General features: G+C 68.0%; 18 protein-coding genes. 10 read left to right on the top strand and 8 right to left on the bottom strand.

The features are described 5' to 3' along the window. Positions 1–12: 12 nt before the first annotated feature. From pcaF to HT578_RS08855, 3 genes are all read left to right on the top strand, one after another. A complete protein-coding gene (gene pcaF / locus HT578_RS08865; protein ID WP_213503705.1) occupies positions 13–1218 on the top strand; it encodes a 3-oxoadipyl-CoA thiolase in 1206 nt (401 codons plus the stop codon). Positions 1219–1264: 46 nt separating this feature from the next. Beyond that, positions 1265–2500, top strand: coding sequence for an NAD(P)/FAD-dependent oxidoreductase (locus HT578_RS08860; RefSeq protein WP_213503704.1), 1236 nt, complete (start codon positions 1265–1267; stop codon positions 2498–2500). Between the two features lie 82 nt (positions 2501–2582). Beyond that, complete coding sequence (locus tag HT578_RS08855; RefSeq protein WP_213503703.1) at positions 2583–3467, top strand: LysR family transcriptional regulator; 885 nt, start codon at positions 2583–2585, stop codon at positions 3465–3467. Here HT578_RS08855 and astD read toward each other — a convergent pair whose 3' ends face one another. Genes astD through HT578_RS08840 form a run of 3 tightly spaced genes read right to left on the bottom strand, consistent with a single transcriptional unit; the run spans position 3468 to position 7349 of the window. Continuing rightward, positions 3468–4892 carry a succinylglutamate-semialdehyde dehydrogenase gene (gene astD / locus HT578_RS08850; RefSeq protein ID WP_213503702.1) on the bottom strand — a complete coding sequence of 475 codons (1425 nt, stop codon included), beginning with the start codon at positions 4890–4892 and terminating at the stop codon, positions 3468–3470. A gap of 19 nt (positions 4893–4911) precedes the next feature. Continuing rightward, positions 4912–6327, bottom strand: coding sequence for an FAD-binding oxidoreductase (locus HT578_RS08845; protein ID WP_213503701.1), 1416 nt, complete (start codon positions 6325–6327; stop codon positions 4912–4914). Next, positions 6324–7349, bottom strand: a complete 1026-nt coding sequence (locus HT578_RS08840) for a 2-oxoadipate dioxygenase/decarboxylase family protein (RefSeq protein WP_213503700.1) — start codon at positions 7347–7349, stop codon at positions 6324–6326. The genes HT578_RS08845 and HT578_RS08840 overlap by 4 nt, the downstream gene beginning before the upstream one ends. A gap of 72 nt (positions 7350–7421) precedes the next feature. On the opposite strand from HT578_RS08840, the gene HT578_RS08835 reads away from it, so the two are divergent. Continuing rightward, positions 7422–8345 carry a LysR substrate-binding domain-containing protein gene (locus HT578_RS08835; protein ID WP_239026567.1) on the top strand — a complete coding sequence of 308 codons (924 nt, stop codon included), beginning with the start codon at positions 7422–7424 and terminating at the stop codon, positions 8343–8345. A 19-nt stretch (positions 8346–8364) separates the two neighbouring features. On the opposite strand, the gene HT578_RS08830 is transcribed toward HT578_RS08835, so the two are convergent. Beyond that, positions 8365–9015, bottom strand: coding sequence for a TetR family transcriptional regulator C-terminal domain-containing protein (locus HT578_RS08830; protein WP_039390808.1), 651 nt, complete (start codon positions 9013–9015; stop codon positions 8365–8367). A 195-nt stretch (positions 9016–9210) separates the two neighbouring features. On the opposite strand from HT578_RS08830, the gene HT578_RS08825 reads away from it, so the two are divergent. Beyond that, entirely contained in the window at positions 9211–9594 is a 384-nt protein-coding gene (locus HT578_RS08825) for a winged helix-turn-helix domain-containing protein (RefSeq protein ID WP_213503699.1), read from the top strand. On the opposite strand, the gene HT578_RS08820 is transcribed toward HT578_RS08825, so the two are convergent. Genes HT578_RS08820 through modA form a run of 3 tightly spaced genes read right to left on the bottom strand, consistent with a single transcriptional unit; the run spans position 9521 to position 11713 of the window. Continuing rightward, positions 9521–10243, bottom strand: coding sequence for a molybdenum ABC transporter ATP-binding protein (locus HT578_RS08820; protein WP_213503698.1), 723 nt, complete (start codon positions 10241–10243; stop codon positions 9521–9523). The two genes, HT578_RS08825 and HT578_RS08820, sit on opposite strands and share 74 nt — an antisense overlap. Next, positions 10233–10937, bottom strand: coding sequence for a molybdate ABC transporter permease subunit (gene modB / locus HT578_RS08815; protein ID WP_039390811.1), 705 nt, complete (start codon positions 10935–10937; stop codon positions 10233–10235). Before modB ends, HT578_RS08820 begins: the two co-directional genes overlap by 11 nt. Before the next feature lie 2 nt (positions 10938–10939). Beyond that, positions 10940–11713 carry a molybdate ABC transporter substrate-binding protein gene (gene modA / locus HT578_RS08810; RefSeq protein ID WP_213503697.1) on the bottom strand — a complete coding sequence of 258 codons (774 nt, stop codon included), beginning with the start codon at positions 11711–11713 and terminating at the stop codon, positions 10940–10942. Between the two features lie 332 nt (positions 11714–12045). Between modA and HT578_RS08805 the strand changes: the two genes are divergently transcribed. The 5 genes from HT578_RS08805 to HT578_RS08785 all read left to right on the top strand — a co-directional run bounded on the left by HT578_RS08805 (position 12046) and on the right by HT578_RS08785 (position 15786). Beyond that, positions 12046–13482 carry an alginate export family protein gene (locus HT578_RS08805; RefSeq protein WP_213503696.1) on the top strand — a complete coding sequence of 479 codons (1437 nt, stop codon included), beginning with the start codon at positions 12046–12048 and terminating at the stop codon, positions 13480–13482. A gap of 144 nt (positions 13483–13626) precedes the next feature. After that, positions 13627–13821 (top strand): 4Fe-4S dicluster domain-containing protein, encoded by a 195-nt coding sequence (locus HT578_RS08800; RefSeq protein WP_039390815.1) that lies wholly within the window; start codon positions 13627–13629, stop codon positions 13819–13821. 16 nt (positions 13822–13837) lie between these two features. Beyond that, on the top strand, positions 13838–14710 hold the full coding sequence (locus HT578_RS08795; protein WP_213503695.1) for a 4Fe4S-binding leucine-rich repeat protein: 873 nt from the start codon (positions 13838–13840) through the stop codon (positions 14708–14710). 12 nt (positions 14711–14722) lie between these two features. Further along, complete coding sequence (gene nifT / locus HT578_RS08790; RefSeq protein ID WP_226635292.1) at positions 14723–14932, top strand: putative nitrogen fixation protein NifT; 210 nt, start codon at positions 14723–14725, stop codon at positions 14930–14932. Between the two features lie 5 nt (positions 14933–14937). Further along, entirely contained in the window at positions 14938–15786 is an 849-nt protein-coding gene (locus HT578_RS08785; RefSeq protein WP_213503694.1) for an SIR2 family protein, read from the top strand. Between the two features lie 14 nt (positions 15787–15800). Here HT578_RS08785 and HT578_RS08780 read toward each other — a convergent pair whose 3' ends face one another. Continuing rightward, positions 15801–16895 (bottom strand): CNNM domain-containing protein, encoded by a 1095-nt coding sequence (locus HT578_RS08780; RefSeq protein WP_213503693.1) that lies wholly within the window; start codon positions 16893–16895, stop codon positions 15801–15803. Positions 16896–17003 lie beyond the last annotated feature (108 nt).

Genomic DNA, 17003 nt, shown 5'->3' with positions numbered 1-17003 from the left:
CCGAGACCTGACGTGACCCAAGCCTTCATCTGCGATGCCATCCGTACCCCCGTCGGCAAGCTCGGCGGCTCGCTCTCGGGCATCCGCGCCGACGATCTGGCCGCCGTGCCGCTGGCCGCTCTGGTTGAGCGCAACCCGGACGTGGACTGGGCGCGCGTCGATGACGTGATCCTGGGCTGTGCGAACCAGGCGGGCGAGGACAACCGCAATGTCGCGCGCATGGGGGCGCTGCTGGCAGGCTTGCCCGAGAACGTGCCGGGCGTCACCGTCAACCGCCTGTGCGCGTCCGGTCTCAACGCGCTGGGCATGGCCGCGCAGGCGATCAAGGCGGGCGATGCGGACCTGATGATCGCGGGTGGGGTCGAGCACATGACCCGTAGCCCCTACGTTCTGGGCAAGGCGGGCAGCGCGTTCGGGCGCGACCAGAAGATCGAGGACACGACGCTCGGCTGGCGCTTCGTCAACCCGAAGATGAAGGAACTCTACGGCGTCGAATCGATGCCGCAGACCGGCGAGAACGTGGCCGAGGACTACAACGTCACCCGCGAGGACCAGGACCTCTTCGCCTTCAACAGCCAGGAAAAGGCCGCCGCCGCGCAGGCGAGCGGGCGACTGGCGAAGGAGATCGTCCCGGTCACGATCCCGCAGCGCAAGGCCGACCCGATCGTCTTCGACACCGACGAGCATCCCCGCCGCTCCAGTCTTGACGTGCTTGCCAAGCTCAAGAGCGTGGTGAAGCCGGGCGGCACGGTGACGGCGGGCAACGCGTCGGGCCTCAACGACGGCGCGGCGGCCATGCTGGTCGCCTCCGAAGAGGCCGCGAAGATCCACGGCCTGACCCCGCGCGCGCGCGTTCTGGGCATGTCGGCCGCGGGCATCGCGCCGCGCGTCATGGGCGTTGGCCCCATCGAGGCCGCGCGCCGTGTTCTCGCGCGTCAGGGCATGACCATGGACCAGGTCGACGTGATCGAACTCAACGAGGCGTTTGCCAGCCAGGCCATCGCCACGCTGCGCGCGCTCGACATCGACCCGCTCACCGACCCGCGCGTCAACCGCAACGGCGGCGCCATTGCGCTGGGCCATCCGCTCGGCATGTCGGGCGCGCGCATCGCGATGAGCGCGGTGGAGGAACTGCATGTGACGGGCGGCACCTACGCGCTCGTCTTCCTGTGCATCGGCGTCGGGCAGGGCCTGGCGGTCCTGCTCGAGCGCGTCTGAGCGCCGCCCACCCGAAAACCACGCGAAAACAAGAAGGAGAGGTCGCATGACGGATCAGTCGTCTGTCGTTATCGTCGGAGCCGGACACGGGGGCGCGCAGTGCGCCATTGCGCTGCGGCAGAACGGTTTTGAAGGCGCGATCACCGTCATCGGCCGCGAACCCGAACTCCCCTATGAGCGCCCGCCGCTTTCCAAGGAGTACTTCGCGCGCGAGAAGACCTTCGACCGGCTCTACATTCGCCCCGAAACCTTCTGGGCCGAAAAGGACGTGACCTTCCGCCTCTCCACCGAAGTCACCGGGGTCGACCCGGAGGCGAAGACGGTGGCGCTCTCGGATGGCGGGACGCTGGACTACACGTACCTCGTCTGGGCGACGGGCGGCGATCCGCGCCGCCTGACCTGTGCGGGCGCGGACCTGGCGGGCGTTCATGCGGTGCGCACCCGTGAGGACTGCGACCGTCTCATGTCCGAAGTCGACGCAGGGATCCGCCGCGTGGTCGTGATCGGCGGCGGCTACATCGGTCTGGAGGCCGCCGCTGTCCTCTCCAAGCTCGACCTTGAAGTTACGCTGCTCGAAGCGCAGGACAGGGTGCTCGCGCGTGTTGCGGGCGAGGAACTGTCCGCCTTCTACGAGGCCGAGCACCGCGCCCACGGCGTGGACCTGCGCACCGGAACCCTGGTCGAGTGCCTTGAAGGCGATGGGCACAAGGTGACGGGCGTGCGCCTCGCCGATGGCGCGGTCCTGCCCGCCGACGCGGTGATCGTGGGCATCGGCATCGTGCCCGCCGTCGCGCCGCTCCTGAGCGCGGGCGCCGAGGGCGCGAACGGGGTTGCGGTCGATGACCACTGCCAGACAAACCTGCCCGGCGTCTACGCCATCGGCGACTGCGCGCAGTTCGCCTGTGCCTATGCGGGCGGCGCGGATATGCGCGTGGAATCGGTCCAGAACGCGACCGACATGGCGACCTGCGTCGCCAAGGCCATCTGCGGCAATCCCGCCCCCTACAAGGCCTTCCCCTGGTTCTGGTCGAACCAGTATGACCTTCGCCTGCAGACGGCGGGGATCAACGCGGGCTACGACGAAACCGTGCTGCGCGGCGATCCGGAAACCCGCAAGTTCTCGGTCGTGTACTTGCGCGAAGGCAAGGTCGTTGCGGTCGATTGCGTGAACAACGCGAAGGACTTCGTGCAGGGGCGCAAGCTGGTCGAGGCCGGCGCCCAGGTTCCGGCGCAATTCCTCGCCGATCCCGCAAAGCCCCTGAAGGAACTGCTGCCCGCCTGATCGGACAGAGCTATCGAAAAGATGGCGATCAGCGTGTGCCTGCTATAGTTTCTCTCGATCATTCGGGAGGAGCGCAGGCGCGATGGATATCCGGCAACTCGAACGCTTCGTGGAAGTCGCGAGCTTGGGCAGCGTCAACCGCGCGGCGGACGCTCTCAGTGTGTCGCAGCCCTCGCTCTCGCGCAGCCTGCAGATGCTGGAGGAGAGCCTTGGCGCAGCCCTCTTCACGCGGGGGCCACGCGGTGTGGAGCTGACACCGCACGGCATCGAACTCCTACCGCGCGCGCGGCTGATCCTCGCCGAGCGGGACCGGGCGGTAGAAGCGGTGCGGGCCGCGGCAGGCCAAGGCCGCGAGACCTTGCATGTCGGCACGGACGCCGCCTTTGCCATGCAGCGCCTGCCGCGCGCGCTTGCCGCGCTCGCGCGTAGCCATCCTCGGGTCCAGGTGCAGGTGCGCGAGGGGCCGCTCGGCGCGCTGCTCGACGCCTTGCGCGAAGGGGCGGTGCGGCTCGTCTTCGGCGCGCGCGGGCCCTATGTCGATCTGGAAGGCCTGGCGTTCGAGACTCTCGCCATGGAAAGCGCAGGCGTCATCATGCGCGCCGACCATCCGCTGGCGGCACGCGCGCAGGTGGGGCTCGCCGACCTTGCGCAGGAGCGCTGGATCGTGCCCGACCACCCGGCGCTGGTTGCAGGCTGGCGCGAGATGTTCGCGCGCTCCGAACTGACCGAGCCGCCCATCGCGCTGCGCACCTCCTCGCTCCATGTGGTCAAGGGCTGCCTGCTTGAAGGGCCCTTCGTGTCGCTCGGCGACCGCAGCAGCTTCGCCGCCGAGATCGCCTCGGGCCAGTTGGTCTCGCTCGACCTCGGCCTCTCCCGCTACGAGCGCCCGACCGGCCTCTTCACCCGGCCCGAAGGACGGTTGTCCCCTTCCGAACACGCGCTGGTCGCGGCGCTGCGCGAAGCTTGATTACAGCCCGGGGATCGCGACCGCACCGGGCGTTTCGGCCTCGAAGCTGGCAATCGGATAGGCGCAGTAATCGGCGGCGTAGTAGGCGCTGGGGCGGTGGTTGCCCGAATCGCCAAGGCCTCCGAAGGGCATGTTGGCGGCCGCGCCCGTGGTCGGGCGGTTGCGGTTGACGACGCCAGCGCGGCTCTCCTCCACGAAGCGTTGCCACAGCGCTGCATCGGCGCTGACAAGCCCGGCGGACAGTCCAAAGCGCGTGGCGTTGGCCTCGGCCAGTGCCGCGTCGAAGTCGGGCACGCGGCGCACCTGCAGGACCGGCGCGAAAATTTCCTCGTCGGGGACCTCGATCCCGGTGACATCGAGGATCGCGGGCGCGACGAAGGCGGGCGCGCGGCCCTCGATGCCGTGAAAGGCGCGGATCGAGGTGGCGCCATGGTCGATCAGCGCGCCGACCTGACGGTGGGCCTGCTGCGCGGCCGCGGTGGAGGCGAGCGGGCCCATGAAGGCCGCTTGCGTGGGTTCCTCGTTCCAGGCGGCGATGCCGAGCTTCCCGGTCAGCGCGTCGAGCGCCTCGATGATGGCCGTGCCCATCGCGCCTTCCGGCACGATCAGGCGCCGCGCGCACGAGCAGCGCTGGCCCGAGGTGACAAAGGCGGACTGGACGATGATCGAGGCGGCTTCCTCGGGGCTGTCCCAGGCGATCAGCGGGTTGTTGCCGCCCAGTTCCAGCGCAAGGATCAGGTGGGGGCGGTCAATGGTGGCGTGCCTGAGCGCGCGGCCCGCGTGGGCCGAGCCTGTGAAGAGCAGGCCATCGATGTCGCCCGCCACCAGCGCCTCGCCGGTCTCGCGACCGCCCTGAACCAGGTTGAAGACGCCTTCGGGAAGCCCGGCCTTGTCCCAGGCCGCAGCCATGCGCGCGCCGGTCGTGGGCGCGATCTCGCTGGGCTTGAAGACCACCGTGTTGCCCGCAAGCAGGGCGGGCACGATGTGGCCGTTAGGGAGGTGCCCGGGGAAGTTGTAGGGGCCCAAGACCGCCATCACGCCGTGGCCACGATGGCGCAGTACGGCTTCGCCAAAGGGCATGTCCTGGCGCCGCTCGCCCGCCCGTTCGGCCTGCGCGCGGATGGAGACGGCGACCTTGCCGACCATGCCCTTGGCCTCGGTGCGGGTCTCCCACAGGAGCTTGCCGGTCTCGCGCGAGATCGTTTCGGCAAGGCCCTCCTCGTCTTCGGCGATGGCGGCGGCGAAACGCTCCACGGCGGCGATCCGTTCGCTGAGCGGCGCAGCGCGCCAGGCGCCAAGGGCCTTGCGCGCCTTGGCGATGGCGGCCTCGCAATCGGCGGGCGTGGCGCTTGCGCCCTCCCAGACCACCTCCCCGGTGGCCGGATCGAGCGAGGTGAAGGTGGGGCCGTTGTGGGGCGTTGTCATGTTTTCTCTCCCGGAAAATTCAGCGCGTGGGGCCAAAGCGCACCCGGCCCATCGGGCGCGGGGCGATCAGGTCCTGGATCTGTCCGGACAGCGCGCGCACGTCTTCGGGAATGAAGCGCGCGTACCAGTCCGCGTTGGCAGGCCCCACGCCGTGTTCGGCGCTGAAGCTGCCGTGGTAATCCTCGACGACGGCGGCGAAGATGGTTTCGCGCGCGGCGTCCGCAATGGCGGGATCGAACGCGCCTGCGCTCTCGGGCCAGACGCTGTTGCAGTGCAGGCCTCCATCGCCGATGTGGCCGAAGTCGCACAGTTCAAGCTGCGGGGCGACCTTGGCAAGACGCGCGGCAATATCGGTGCGAAAGCGCATGACATCGCCGCGCTTCATCGCGATGTCGCAGGCGACGACCTTGCCCGACTTGCGCAGGCCTTCGGGCACCGCGTGGCGCACGGCCCATAGCGCCGTGCCGCGGTCGATGCGGGTGTCGGCGATGGTGCCGTCCTCGAACAGGGGCTCGAGCGTTTCGGCGAGCTTTTCCTCCAGCCATTCGGCTTCGATCGCGGCGCCGCCCGAAAGCTCGAGCAGCACGCAATAGCCCGGGATCTCGCCCGCGAAGGGATCGCGCAGCGAGGAGACATGGGTGATGGCTGCGGTCAGCGCGGGCTTGGAGATCCCCTCGAAGGCGGTGAGCAGCGTGCCAAAGGCGCTTTCCATGCGCGCCAGGACATCGAGCGCGGCCTCGGGATGGGGAAGTGCGAGCAGCGCGGTCACGGTGTTGACCGGCTTCGGGCTCAGCGCGAGCGTCGCGCCTGTCACCACGCCCAGCGTCCCCGAACTGCCCGCGACAAGGTCCTGAAGCGCGAGCGCGCTGTTGTTCTTCCAGAGCTCGGAGCCGAGCGAGAGGATGCGGGGGGCGTCCTCGGAGGTGACGAGTTCGAGGCCCATCAGGTTCTGGCGCACATCGCCATAGCGCAAGAGCCGAGCCCCGCCGGTGTTGGCCGCAACCATGCCGCCGATGGAAGGGTCCGCGCCGAGGTCGATGGGGAAGAACAGGCCATGTTCCTCGGCCGCCGCGTTGAGCTCGGAGAGGAGTACGCCTGCGCCCACCCGCGCCGAGCGGTTGACCGGATCGATGGCGATCTCGCCCTTCAGCCGCTCGAGGCTGAGCACGATCTGGTCCTCCGCGCTGGCGGCAAGCCCGGCGGCGGCGAGGCCGGTGCGCGCGCCTTGCGCAATGACGGTCACGCGATGGGCATGGGCCGCTTCCAGGACCTGACGTACCTCGCCGGCGCTGGCGGGGCGCACCACGCAGGCCGCCGCGCCGCGCGTGCCGCGTCCATCTTCGGCGTAGGCGTCGATGTCGGTTTCGGTGCTGAGGACATTGGCCTCGCCGACAATCGTCTCAAGGGCAATCCGGGCGTCGCTGGAAAGGGTCATGGGGTCCGTGTCATGGCAAAGATGCCCGTGGCATTGCCGCTGTCGAAACCGAGGTCGAGGGCCTCGCTGCCGGGCAGGGTGTCGCGGGTGATGAATTCGAAGAAGGAGCCGGGCACCGTGCGAGTGACCGGCGCGCCGTCGGCGCGGCGCAAGGGACGCTCGACCATGTCGGCGCGAAAGGCGGTCTGGTGGACGCGGCCCGAGGCGGAGTGCTCGACCTTGTCCTTGATCGGCTTGCCCGCCGCGCGCAGGGCGTCGGCAAGCGCGCCCACATCGGCTACGCGGTCGGTCGCGTGGTTGAAGGCGTTGCCCTCGGTGGCGATCCAGGCCGCTTCCTTCGACTGGGCGAGCAGCGTTTCGTAGTCGTCTTCGAAGGCGGGTTCATGCGCGCGGTCGAAGGCGGAGACGAGGACGGGGAGAAGCGCCTCGGCCTCGGCAAAGGGCACGCTGCCCTCGGCCGCGAAACGGTCGAGCACGGCCTTGGCCTGTGCGCTCAGCGGATCGAGTGACGTGTCGAAGACACGGTGCGCGGCGGCGGCAAACTCGGCGTCGAACTGGTCGACATGAAGCTCGCTGACGAAGTACTGGAGGATGTCCTCGGGATGGTCGAGGTGGCACCAGGCGTGGCCGGTCATCCGGAGGCGCGGCAACGGATACTGCGCGGCCTCGACATAGCCGAGCGGGCGCAGGATGCGCGCGAAGGCCTCCTGCCCGCCGGGAAGGGCACCGGTGGGGCCATCGGGAAAGAGGATCGTGCGCAGCGCGCCGTGGTCGAGCGTGATGCGTGTGTCGATTTCCAGGCGCTCGCCGACATAGCCCGCCGCGCTCGGCACGCCGTCGAGAACGGTGCGGAACAGGGCCGCGCCAAGTGCGGTAGCCATGCTCGCGCGCGAGACGCGCTCGCCCTCGTCGCTCAGCAGCGCAGGCGTCATATTAAGTGCGGCAAGCGTGACGGCGCCGATTTCGTCACCCAGGTGCGCGCGAACCAGGCGTGCAACGGTCGATGTGTGCAGATCCTGCATCGATTGTCTCCTCTGCCCTTGCGCTTACCACGCGAAATTCTTGCCCTGCAAACGACAAGCTATCATCAATGCATGATGAAATGGAATGACCTCGCCGGCGTGCATCTGCCTTCCTCGCAATCCTTGCGCAGCTTCCTGGCCGCGGCCCGCCATGGCAGCTTTTCCGAGGCCGGGCGCGCGGTCGGGCTGACCCAGAGCGCGATCAGCCGTCAGATATCCCAACTCGAGGCGCGGCTGGGTGTTCCCTTGTTCGTGCGGGCCGGGCGGCGTGTGGAGCTGAACGCGGCCGGGCGCGCTTATGCCGAGGCGGTGGAGCCTGCGCTCGCGCAGATCGCGCGGGCCAGCGCGCGGCTGGGCGAACAGCGCGGGGACAACAGCCTCACGATTGCCTGCCTGCCCAGCCTGGGCATGCGCTGGCTGGCGCCGCGCCTGCCCCGGCTCTCGGCCCGGCACCCCGAGCTTGTCATCAATATCGCGGCGCGCAGCTGGCCTTTCGGCGAGGACGAGGAGGCGGGCGAGTTCGATGCCGCCTTCGATTTCGGGCAGCCGCCCTGGCCGGGGATGAACCATGCCTTCCTGTTTCAGGAGGAAGCGGTCCCGGTCTGCGCGCCCACCTGGCTGGAGGCGAACCCGCTGGAACGCCCGGCTGACCTGGCGGACAAGCCGCTGCTCTTCCAGTCCTCGCGCCCCAGGGCCTGGGACCAGTGGTTCGCGGCGTGCGGCGTGGAACTGGCGCGTCCTTGCGAGGGGCCCCGCATCGGCCACTTCCTGATGCTGGCGCAGGCCGCGGCGGCGGGCGCGGGTGTGGCGCTCATCCCAAGCTTCCTGATCGAACCCGAACTGGCCGCGGGCAGCCTGGTGGTTCCTTTCGAGACCGCGCTGTCGACCCGCGATGCCTACCATCTCGTCTGGCGCGGCGACCCCGAGGGAGGATCGCCGCTCGGCCGGTTCGTGGCCTGGGTGCGCGACGAGGCCGACGCGCCGACAGCCGATTGAGGCGCTTCGGTCCTCCGTGTCAGGCCGCTTCGGGGATCAGGATGCGCAAGGTGCGCTTGCACAATTCCATGCCCCGCTCGCGCGAGAGGCGGTTGGGCGAGAGGCAGAACTCGAACCACAGGCCGTCCATGGTCGCGGCCATGATGGCGACGGCATCGTCCATCGACGAGGCCTGCGGGCGCTCGGAAAGGCGCGACATCGCATCGGCCAGCAGGCGCCGGACTTCATTGTTGAGGGCATCGTTGCGCGCCGCGAATTCGGGGTCGCTGCGCACCAGCGACCAGAACGCCAGCCAGGCGCCCAGGCTTTGGGTGTTGGCCCATTCGTCGGAGAACAGCTTGTCGAAGAAGGCGTCAAGCGAGACCCAGGCGTCGCGGTCGGGCACCGTGAGTTCGGCGGCGAGGCCCGTGATGACCTGGTTGCAGAGCTCTTCGTAGGTTTCGAGCAACAGGTTCTGCGGGTTGGTGAAGTAGTGGCGCAACAGGCCATGCGAGACCCCGGCCTGTCGGCAGATTTCGCGCCCCGTGGTGCCCCGTGGCCCCAACCTGGAAAGGCATTCGAGGGTCACCTGGAGCAGATCCTGCCGCCGCACGCCGGGTTGCTGGCGCTTGATGGTGCGACGTGGCCTCTGTGCCCCGGGCTGCGGCGTCTCCGTCGGACGAGTGTTCATTTTTATGGTCCCGCTTCTTCTTGTTCTGTTTCGTATCGCGCCCAAAGGCCCCAGCGTTATATTGCAATCGATTCAACGCTAGGCAAGTGGCCATTCGTTGCGCGCCAGAGTGTCTCTTAGTGGTACAGACAAGTGTTCCAACGCGCTTTGCGGCCATGGCTTGCCACGCGAATGGATCCGGGCCAAGACGGGCAGATGAGCCAGAGCGCACCAGTCTTGAAGATCAAGTTGCAGATCTATTCAGGGGATGAGATCGCCATGGGGCCGGGCAAGGCGGACCTGCTCGATGCCATCGGCGAGGAAGGTTCGATCTCGGCCGCGGCGCGCAAGATCGGCATGAGTTACCGCCGGGCCTGGCTCCTGGTCGATACGATGAACCGCTGCTGGCACGAACCGCTGGTGGAAACCGCGCCGGGTGGTTCGGCGCGCGGCGGTGCGCGGATGACCCCCTATGGACGGGGCATACTCCAGCTCTACCGCAGCCTCCAGGAGGAGAGCCGCGATCTCAGGGATTGTGCGGAGTGGACGGAACTGGGCGCAGCGCTGCGCGACGCGCCGCTGGCGCATCAGAAGTCCTGATCCCGGGCGTCACCCCGGTGCCGTCGGGGCTCAGCGTCACGACATGATCGGCAAGCCGGTCCACCTCGCGCCGGTCATGGCTGACGTAGAGGATGGGCAGGGCCAGTTCGTCGCGGATGCGTTCGATCACCTGCATCACCCCGCCGCGCCGTTCCTCGTCGAGCGAGGAGAGCGGCTCGTCCATGAGCAGGAAGCGGGGCCCGGAAAGGAGCGCGCGGCCGATCGCGACACGCTGCATTTCGCCCCCCGACAGCGTGCGCGGCATGCGCTTCAGAAGATGCGCGATGCCCAGGAATTCGCTCGCTTCCTCCAGCGCCATCCAGCGCCGGGCGGCGGGCGCGAGCTTCCAGCCGAACAGCAGGTTGTCGCGCACGGTCTTGTGGGGGAACAGGCGGCTGTCCTGGAAGACGTAGCCGCAGGCGCGCTTCTCGGGCGCGAGGTGCAGGCGCGTAGTGCCATCGTAGAGCACCTCCTCGCCCACCGCGATGCGGCCGCTCTGCGGGCGGATCAGCCCGGCGACGGCGTTGAGCACGCTCGTCTTGCCCGCCCCCGAGGTGCCGAACAGGGCGGTGAGGCCCGGCCCGACGCGGAAACGGGCCGCGATGTGCGCGCTGCCGCGCTGGAGGGCGATGTCGACGTCAAAGGGCATGGCCGGCCTTCCTCTGTCCGGAGCGCCGGGTCAGTGTCTCGGAGATCACCAGCGCGGCGAGCGAGAGCAGCACCGAAATGATCGCGAGGCGCGCCACGTCGCCCTCGCTGCCCGGGATCTGCAGCGCGGTATAGATCGCGAGCGGCAGCGTGCGGGTCTCGCCCGGAATGTTCGAGGCAAAGGTGATCGTCGCGCCAAATTCGCCGATGGACCGCGCAAAGCCCAGGACAAGCGCGGCCATCACGCCGGGAAGCGCGAGGGGCAGCGTGACGCTGGCAAAGGTGCGCCAGGGCCCTGCGCCCAGCGTGCGCGCGGCGCTTTCCAGGCGGCGGTCGACTTCCTCGAGCGAGAGCCGGATCGCGCGCACCATCAGCGGCAAGGCCATGATCGCCGCCGCAAGCGCTGCGCCGGTCCAGCGGAAGATGAGACCGAGCCCGAAGGTATCGAGCAGGAAGCGCCCGACCGGCCCGTTGCTGCCAAAGGCGAGCAGCAGCATCCAGCCCGTCACCACCGGCGGCAGGACGAGCGGGAGGTGGACGATGGCATCCAGCAGCACCTTGCCGGGGAAGCGCCCGCGCGCGAGTAGCCAGGCCAGCGCAAAGGCCAGTGGCAGGTCGATCAGGATCGCCACGCCGCTCACCTTGAGCGAGAGGACGACGACCTGCCATTCCTCGGGGGAGAGGAGGCCCGCCATGCTCAGTTCGTGCGGAACCCGAAGCGGGCGAAGACGGCCTTGCCCTGGCTGGAAATCAGGAACTTTCGGAACGCCTCGGCCTCCCGGTTGGCGGCCTTTGCGGTCAGCGCGACGGGATAGCTGATCGGGGTGTGGCTGGAGCGCGGGAAGGTGCCGACGACGCGCACGCCCGGATCGGCCTTGGCATCGGTGGCATAGACGATCCCCAGCGGGGTCTCGCCCCGGCTGACGAAGGCGAGCGCGACGCGCACGTTCTCGGCGCTGGCAACCTTGCCCGAAACGCTGTTCCACACGCCCAGCTTCTGCAGAGCTTCCTTGCCGTAGCGTCCGGCGGGCACGGCGTTGGTGTCGGCCATGGCGAGACGGCGGTTGCCGAGCGTGCGCGCGAGCGGGAAGCCCGGCTTGATCGTCAGTTTCAGAGCACTGGACTTGGGGGCGATGAGAACGATGTCGTTGGCAAGGAAGGAGCGGCGCGTGGACGTGCGGATCAGCTTGCGGGTCTGGAGATAGTCCATCCACTTCTCGTCGGCCGAGACAAAGATGTCGGCGGGTGCCCCGGCCTCGATCTGGCGGGCGAGCGCGGAGGAACCGGCGAAGGAGATGACCGGGCGATCATGGCCCTTCGCGGCCCAGGCATCGGCCGCCGAATTCATCGATTCGCGCAGGCTTGCCGCCGCGAGCACGGTAGGGCCTGCCGCCCATGCGGCCGGGCCGGAAAGGCCGATGGCCAGCAGCAGCGCGAGGGCCGCGCACCCGCGGCCGATTCGGTTCAACATGATCCCTCCGGAAATTGCTATATCCATCTGTATATTGAAATGGCTGTGCGGAAAAGATGTGAAACAGGAATTTGCTGCGGTGCAGCGGGCGTCATGATGCGTTGCATCATCCGATTCTGGCGGGCGATCTGTCTCTAAGTCACGAGAAATAGGCGTGTTCCTCAAGCTGCTTATTGCGAGTGAAGAATATTTTTCGCAAGAGCGCGTGGGGCGTGGTCTGGACTCTCAGCAACATTAATATACACTTGGATATAGAAAACGGTGCCGCGACCCCAACGTTTGTCCCGTGCCAGGCACAGGGACAGGTCGTGCGCATGCTCCAGGGAGTTCCCATGACGACGATATTGCAGGGCGCCGTGCGCGCCCGTGGCGCGGGCGTGTTGCGCGCGCTGGTCTTGCCCATGCTGCCCGTCCTGCCCCTTCTTCCAGGAGTGGCCCATGCCGGGGAGGGGGATGCCCCCACACTTCAGAAGGCTCTGGGAAATCCCGAGGGGCTGACGGTCGAGGGCCATGTGCGGGCGCGCTACGAGGCGATCGACAACCAGTTTCGTCCCGGCCGTGCGCGCAGCAGCGATGCGCTTCTTTTGCGCAGCGACCTGCAGGTGACCTATGACGCAGGGCCGGTGCAGGTGGGCGGCGAGATCACCGACTCGCGTGCCTATGGTGGGGGTGAGGGCAGTTCGCTCGGCACCACCGAGGTCAACGCGCTGGCGGTGACGCAGGCCTATCTGGCCTTCGATTTCGGCACGGCGCTGGGCGAGGGCACGTCCGCGCGGCTCCAGGCCGGGCGCTTCACCATGGACATGGGCTCGCGCCGCCTTGTCGCGCGCAATCGCTTTCGCAACACAATCAACGCCTTCACCGGCTTTCGGGCGGATTGGACGGGTAAGGGCGGAGAGTCCGTCTCGGCCTTCTACACGATGCCGGTGCGGCGTCTGCCCGGCGACCGGGATGGCATCCTGGACAACCACGTCCACGCCGATAGCCAGGGTTTCGACGAGACCTTCTGGGGCGCTTTTGCGCGCACGCCCATCGGCCTTCGCGGGGCAGCGCTGGAGGGTTATTTCTACGCCCTCGACGAGGATGACACGCCCTCGCGTGCCACGCGCAACCGGCATCTGCGCACGGCCGGGGCGCGGCTGTCGCGCAAGAGTACGGCGGGGCGCCTGGATTTCGACGTCGAGGGGGCCTACCAGTTCGGCAATATCCGCAATTCGACGGCACCGGGCGCGCTGAAGCGCGACGTCTCGGCCTACTTTGCGCACGCCGAGGTGGGCTACCGTTTTGCCGGCGGCTGGAGCCCGCGCGTGGCGCTGGAGCTTGATCTCGTCTCGGGCGACAAACCGGGTGAGAACGGGGGAGGTTCCTACAACCGCTTCGACACGCTGTTCGGCGCGCGCCGCTTCGAGTTCGGACCGACCTCGCTCTACGGAGCGCTGGGCCGTGCCAATATCCGCTCGGTGGGGGCGCTGGTCCAGGCCAGCCCGGCCAAGCGCCTTTCTCTGGCGGCGATGGGCCGGGCGAACTGGGCGGACAGTCTTGAGGACAGTTTTTCCGCGACCGGTGTTTCGGACGCCGAAGGGAACGCGGGCCGTTTCGCGGGCTACCAGCTGGAGGCACGCGCGGGCTATTGGCTGGTGCCCAGGGTGCTGGAAATCGACACCGGCGGGGCGGTGCTGTTTCGCGGCGATTTCCTGAAGAATGCAAGCGGCGCCAACGGCTGGGGCGATACGCTCTATGGCTATACCAGCGCGACCGTCCACTTCTGACACGCGCCGGAACGATGGACGAAAACGGACACGTTTGTCGGGTCCCGGACAACACGCTGTAATCCTAACGTACTATAAGTCCTGACCTTTCTGGCTGGCACGCTTCCTGCTTTCACTCGAGCGGACACAGGCAGGAGGACTACCATGGCCTACAAGATCATCGCCTCGCAGTGCACCGGGTGCAGCGCGTGCGAATTCGAATGCCCCAACGCGGCGATCTCGATGAAGGGCGATACCTTCATCATCGATCCCGCCAAGTGCACCGAGTGCGCGGGCGAGTACGACCATCCGCAGTGCGACACCGTCTGCCCCGTCCCCAAGACCTGCGTGCCGGCCTGACCGGCGCGCAAGGGGCATGGGACGGGCCGTGGCCTTCGAGGACAACGCCTTCGAGGACAACCTGGGTGCCGCGCTCGACTGGAAGGGGCGCCCGGTGCGCTGCCGCGAGTGCGACCACCAGGCGATCAACGCGATGGGCCTGTGCGCCAAGGGGCGCGCCTGCATCCGCGACCGCCGCGCGCGCCGGGTGGAAACGTTCCTGCGCGCCAATCCCGAACTTGCCGACCAGTACCTTGACCATCCCTATTTCGAGGTGCGCGCAGGCGCCGCGCGCCACGCCACGGTGTTCCGGCTCGCTCCCCTGCTGGACGATCCCGAACCCGAAGTCCGCGCGATGGCGACGCTGCGCCTGCCTGCAGAAAGGATCCGCGACATGATCCACGACGAGGACATCGACGTGCGCATCGCGGCGGCCTCGCGCCTGACCGGGGCGGACCTGGTGCCTGCAATCCGCGACGAGGCCTACATGGTGCGCATCACCGCGGTGCGGCGCATGCCGGTCGAGATGCTGCCACTGGTACGCCACGACCCGGACCCCGAGGTGCGCGCCTGGGTCGCCCGGCGCATCGATGTGCGCGCGCTGCCCGACATGGCGTTCGACCCCGACCCGCTGGTGCGCCGCGAGGTTGCCGGGCGGTTGCCGCCCGATCCGCTGCGCCTGCTGGTCGAGGACAGCGACATGCGCGTGCGCTTCACCGTGGCCGAGCGGCTGGCCGAGGAGGATCTCTTTGCGCTGCTCGATGACGAGGAACCCGCCATTCGTGAGCTGGCGCGCACGCGCATCGAGGCCGTGCCCGAACTGGCGGGCCGGCTCGCGGACCATACCGGGCATGACGGTGCCGCCGTGGTGGCTTTTCCCGCGCCCCATGATCCCGGAAAGGAGACCTAGCCTGTGAAAGTCATGATCCGCCGCGCCGAGGGACAGCTCTCGGCCTACGTGCCCAAGAAAGACCTGGAGGAGCCGATCGTGGAGGTCGAGAAGGAAAGCCTGTGGGGCGGCTGGGTGCGCCTTGCCAACGGATGGGTGCTCGAACTGCCCTGGCTGGCCGAGGACACGCGCTTGCCGATCACTGTCGAGGCGAAGAAGCGCGCCACCGTGGAAGAGGACTGAGCGTGATGGCGACACATGTTCTGGAAAATCCCGAGGTGCTGCTTGATGAAGTGGGCGAGGGGCTGCGGGCCGGGCAACTGGTGCCTTTCGTGGGGCCGGGTATCTCGGCGCTGGGCGCGCATGCGGTGCCGCTCTCGACCGGCGCACTGGCCGACTTCTTCGCGACGAAGACCACCCTGCCACGCCGCGCGAAGGGCAATTGCTGGGCTGCCGCGCAGTACATCGAGAGCACGCGCTTTCGCGATACCGTGACGGCCTGGATGAAGGAGGCTTTTGCGCAGGGCGTGCTGCCCTCGGCCTTCCACCGCTGGCTGGCGGGCCTGCCGCTGCCGCTTGTCGTCGATGCCTGGTATGCAGGCGAGATGCGTACCGCGCTTCTTGCCGCAGGCCGCGAGGACTGGGCCGAAGTGCAGGGGATCACCCGCGCGCACATTGGTGAGGACCGCTGGTTCCGCTTCTACACGCCCGGTGGCGATCCGGCGAAGGCGCACGATGCCGAGGCCGCGACGACGCTGCTCTACACCCCCCATGGCGGCATCGCGCCCGATGCGAATTTCCTCATCACCGATGCGGACTACGTCGAGGTCCTCACCGAAATCGACATCCAGACCCCGATCCCCGAGGAGGTCCGGCATCGCCGGACAGGTCTTGGCTTCGTGTTTCTGGGCTGCCGCTTCGACGACCAGCTCCTGCGCACCTATGCCCGCCAGATCATGAAGCGCTCGTCCGCGCGGCACTATGCCGTGCTCGACGTGGAAACGCTCACCCGCAACGAGCGACGCTTCCTGGAGGAACAGAACATCTCTCCCATCGCCAAGCCTCTGGGCGAGGCGCTGGGTCAGTTGATGGGCTGAAGACGCAGAGGCTCTCAGTCGCGCGCGGCGCGGCGTTCGGGCGCGGCGGCAGGCGCGGGGGTCTTCATCCGCGTGGCGGCCTCGGCGCGTCGGCGCGAGAGTTCGCGGGCGTATTCCTGCAGATCGTCGACCGCGTCGAGTTCGTCCACGATCTCGAAGCCGAAGATCGTCTCCAGCACGTCCTCCAGTGTTACCAGGCCCAGGAAGCTGCCGTATTCGTCGACCACCATGAGGATGTGGTGGTGCTCGGAGATGAAGCGGTGGAACAGGCGGTCAACGCTCAGCTGGTCGAGCACGCTGGGCAGCGGGCGGATCAGTTCGGCAAAGCCCTGCTCGTCACAGTCCTCGTCCATGAGCAGGTCGAGCACGTCGTGCTTGATGACGAAGCCGCGGATTTCATCGACACCCTCGCCCGAGACGGGAATGCGGGTGAAGGGGGACTTGCGCACCTTCTCGGTCAACTCGTCCAGCGCGATGTCCTGCGACAGGCTGAAGACCACCGTGCGCGGGGTCATCACGTCGGCCGTCTTGATCCGGTCGAGCTGGAGCAGGTTATTGAGGAAGCGGGCTTCGGCCGTGTCGATCTGGCCCGAGGCCTGGCCCAGGCTGGTGACGGCAAGGAGTTCCTCGCGGTGGCGCGGTGTCTCCGCGGTGCGCCCCAGCGCGATAAGCTTGGTGATCTGGCGCGAAAACCACACCAGCGGGGCGAGCACAACCATCATCGGCGGCAGGATCCAGGCGCAGAACGGGGCAATCCCCGTCGCGTAGCGCGCGCCGATGGTCTTGGGGATGATTTCGGTGAGGATCAGGATCGCGACCGTCAGCAGCGCGGCAAACACCGCTTCGCTGCCACTGCCGTAGAGCTTGGCGTACTGCGCGCCCGCACCTGCCGCGCCCATCGTGTGGGCAATCGTGTTGAGGGTGAGGATCGCGGCCAGCGGGCGGTCGACATCGTCCTTCAGCCGCTTGAGCTTGCGCGCCCAGGGCGTGCCGCGCTGCTCGAAGGTGCGCACCTGCGAGGGCGTGAGCGTCAGCATCGAGGATTCGAGCAGCGAACACAGGAACGAGACGCACAGCGCCAGGGCGACATAGAAGACCAGCAAGGCCATGCGGCTATTCGTACTCCGTTGCGCGAGTGTGCGCGAACCCGTTCTGGTAACGGGGATTCTCCGCCTTGCCTAGGTGCCTGATCGTGCACGAACTGCACCTTGTCGTGT

This window comes from Novosphingobium decolorationis (genome assembly GCF_018417475.1).
GTDB classification, from domain to species: Bacteria; Pseudomonadota; Alphaproteobacteria; order Sphingomonadales; family Sphingomonadaceae; genus Novosphingobium; species Novosphingobium decolorationis.
The sequence above is the reverse complement of the archived record's forward strand: the minus strand, read 5'-3'. Positions and strand labels throughout refer to the sequence as shown.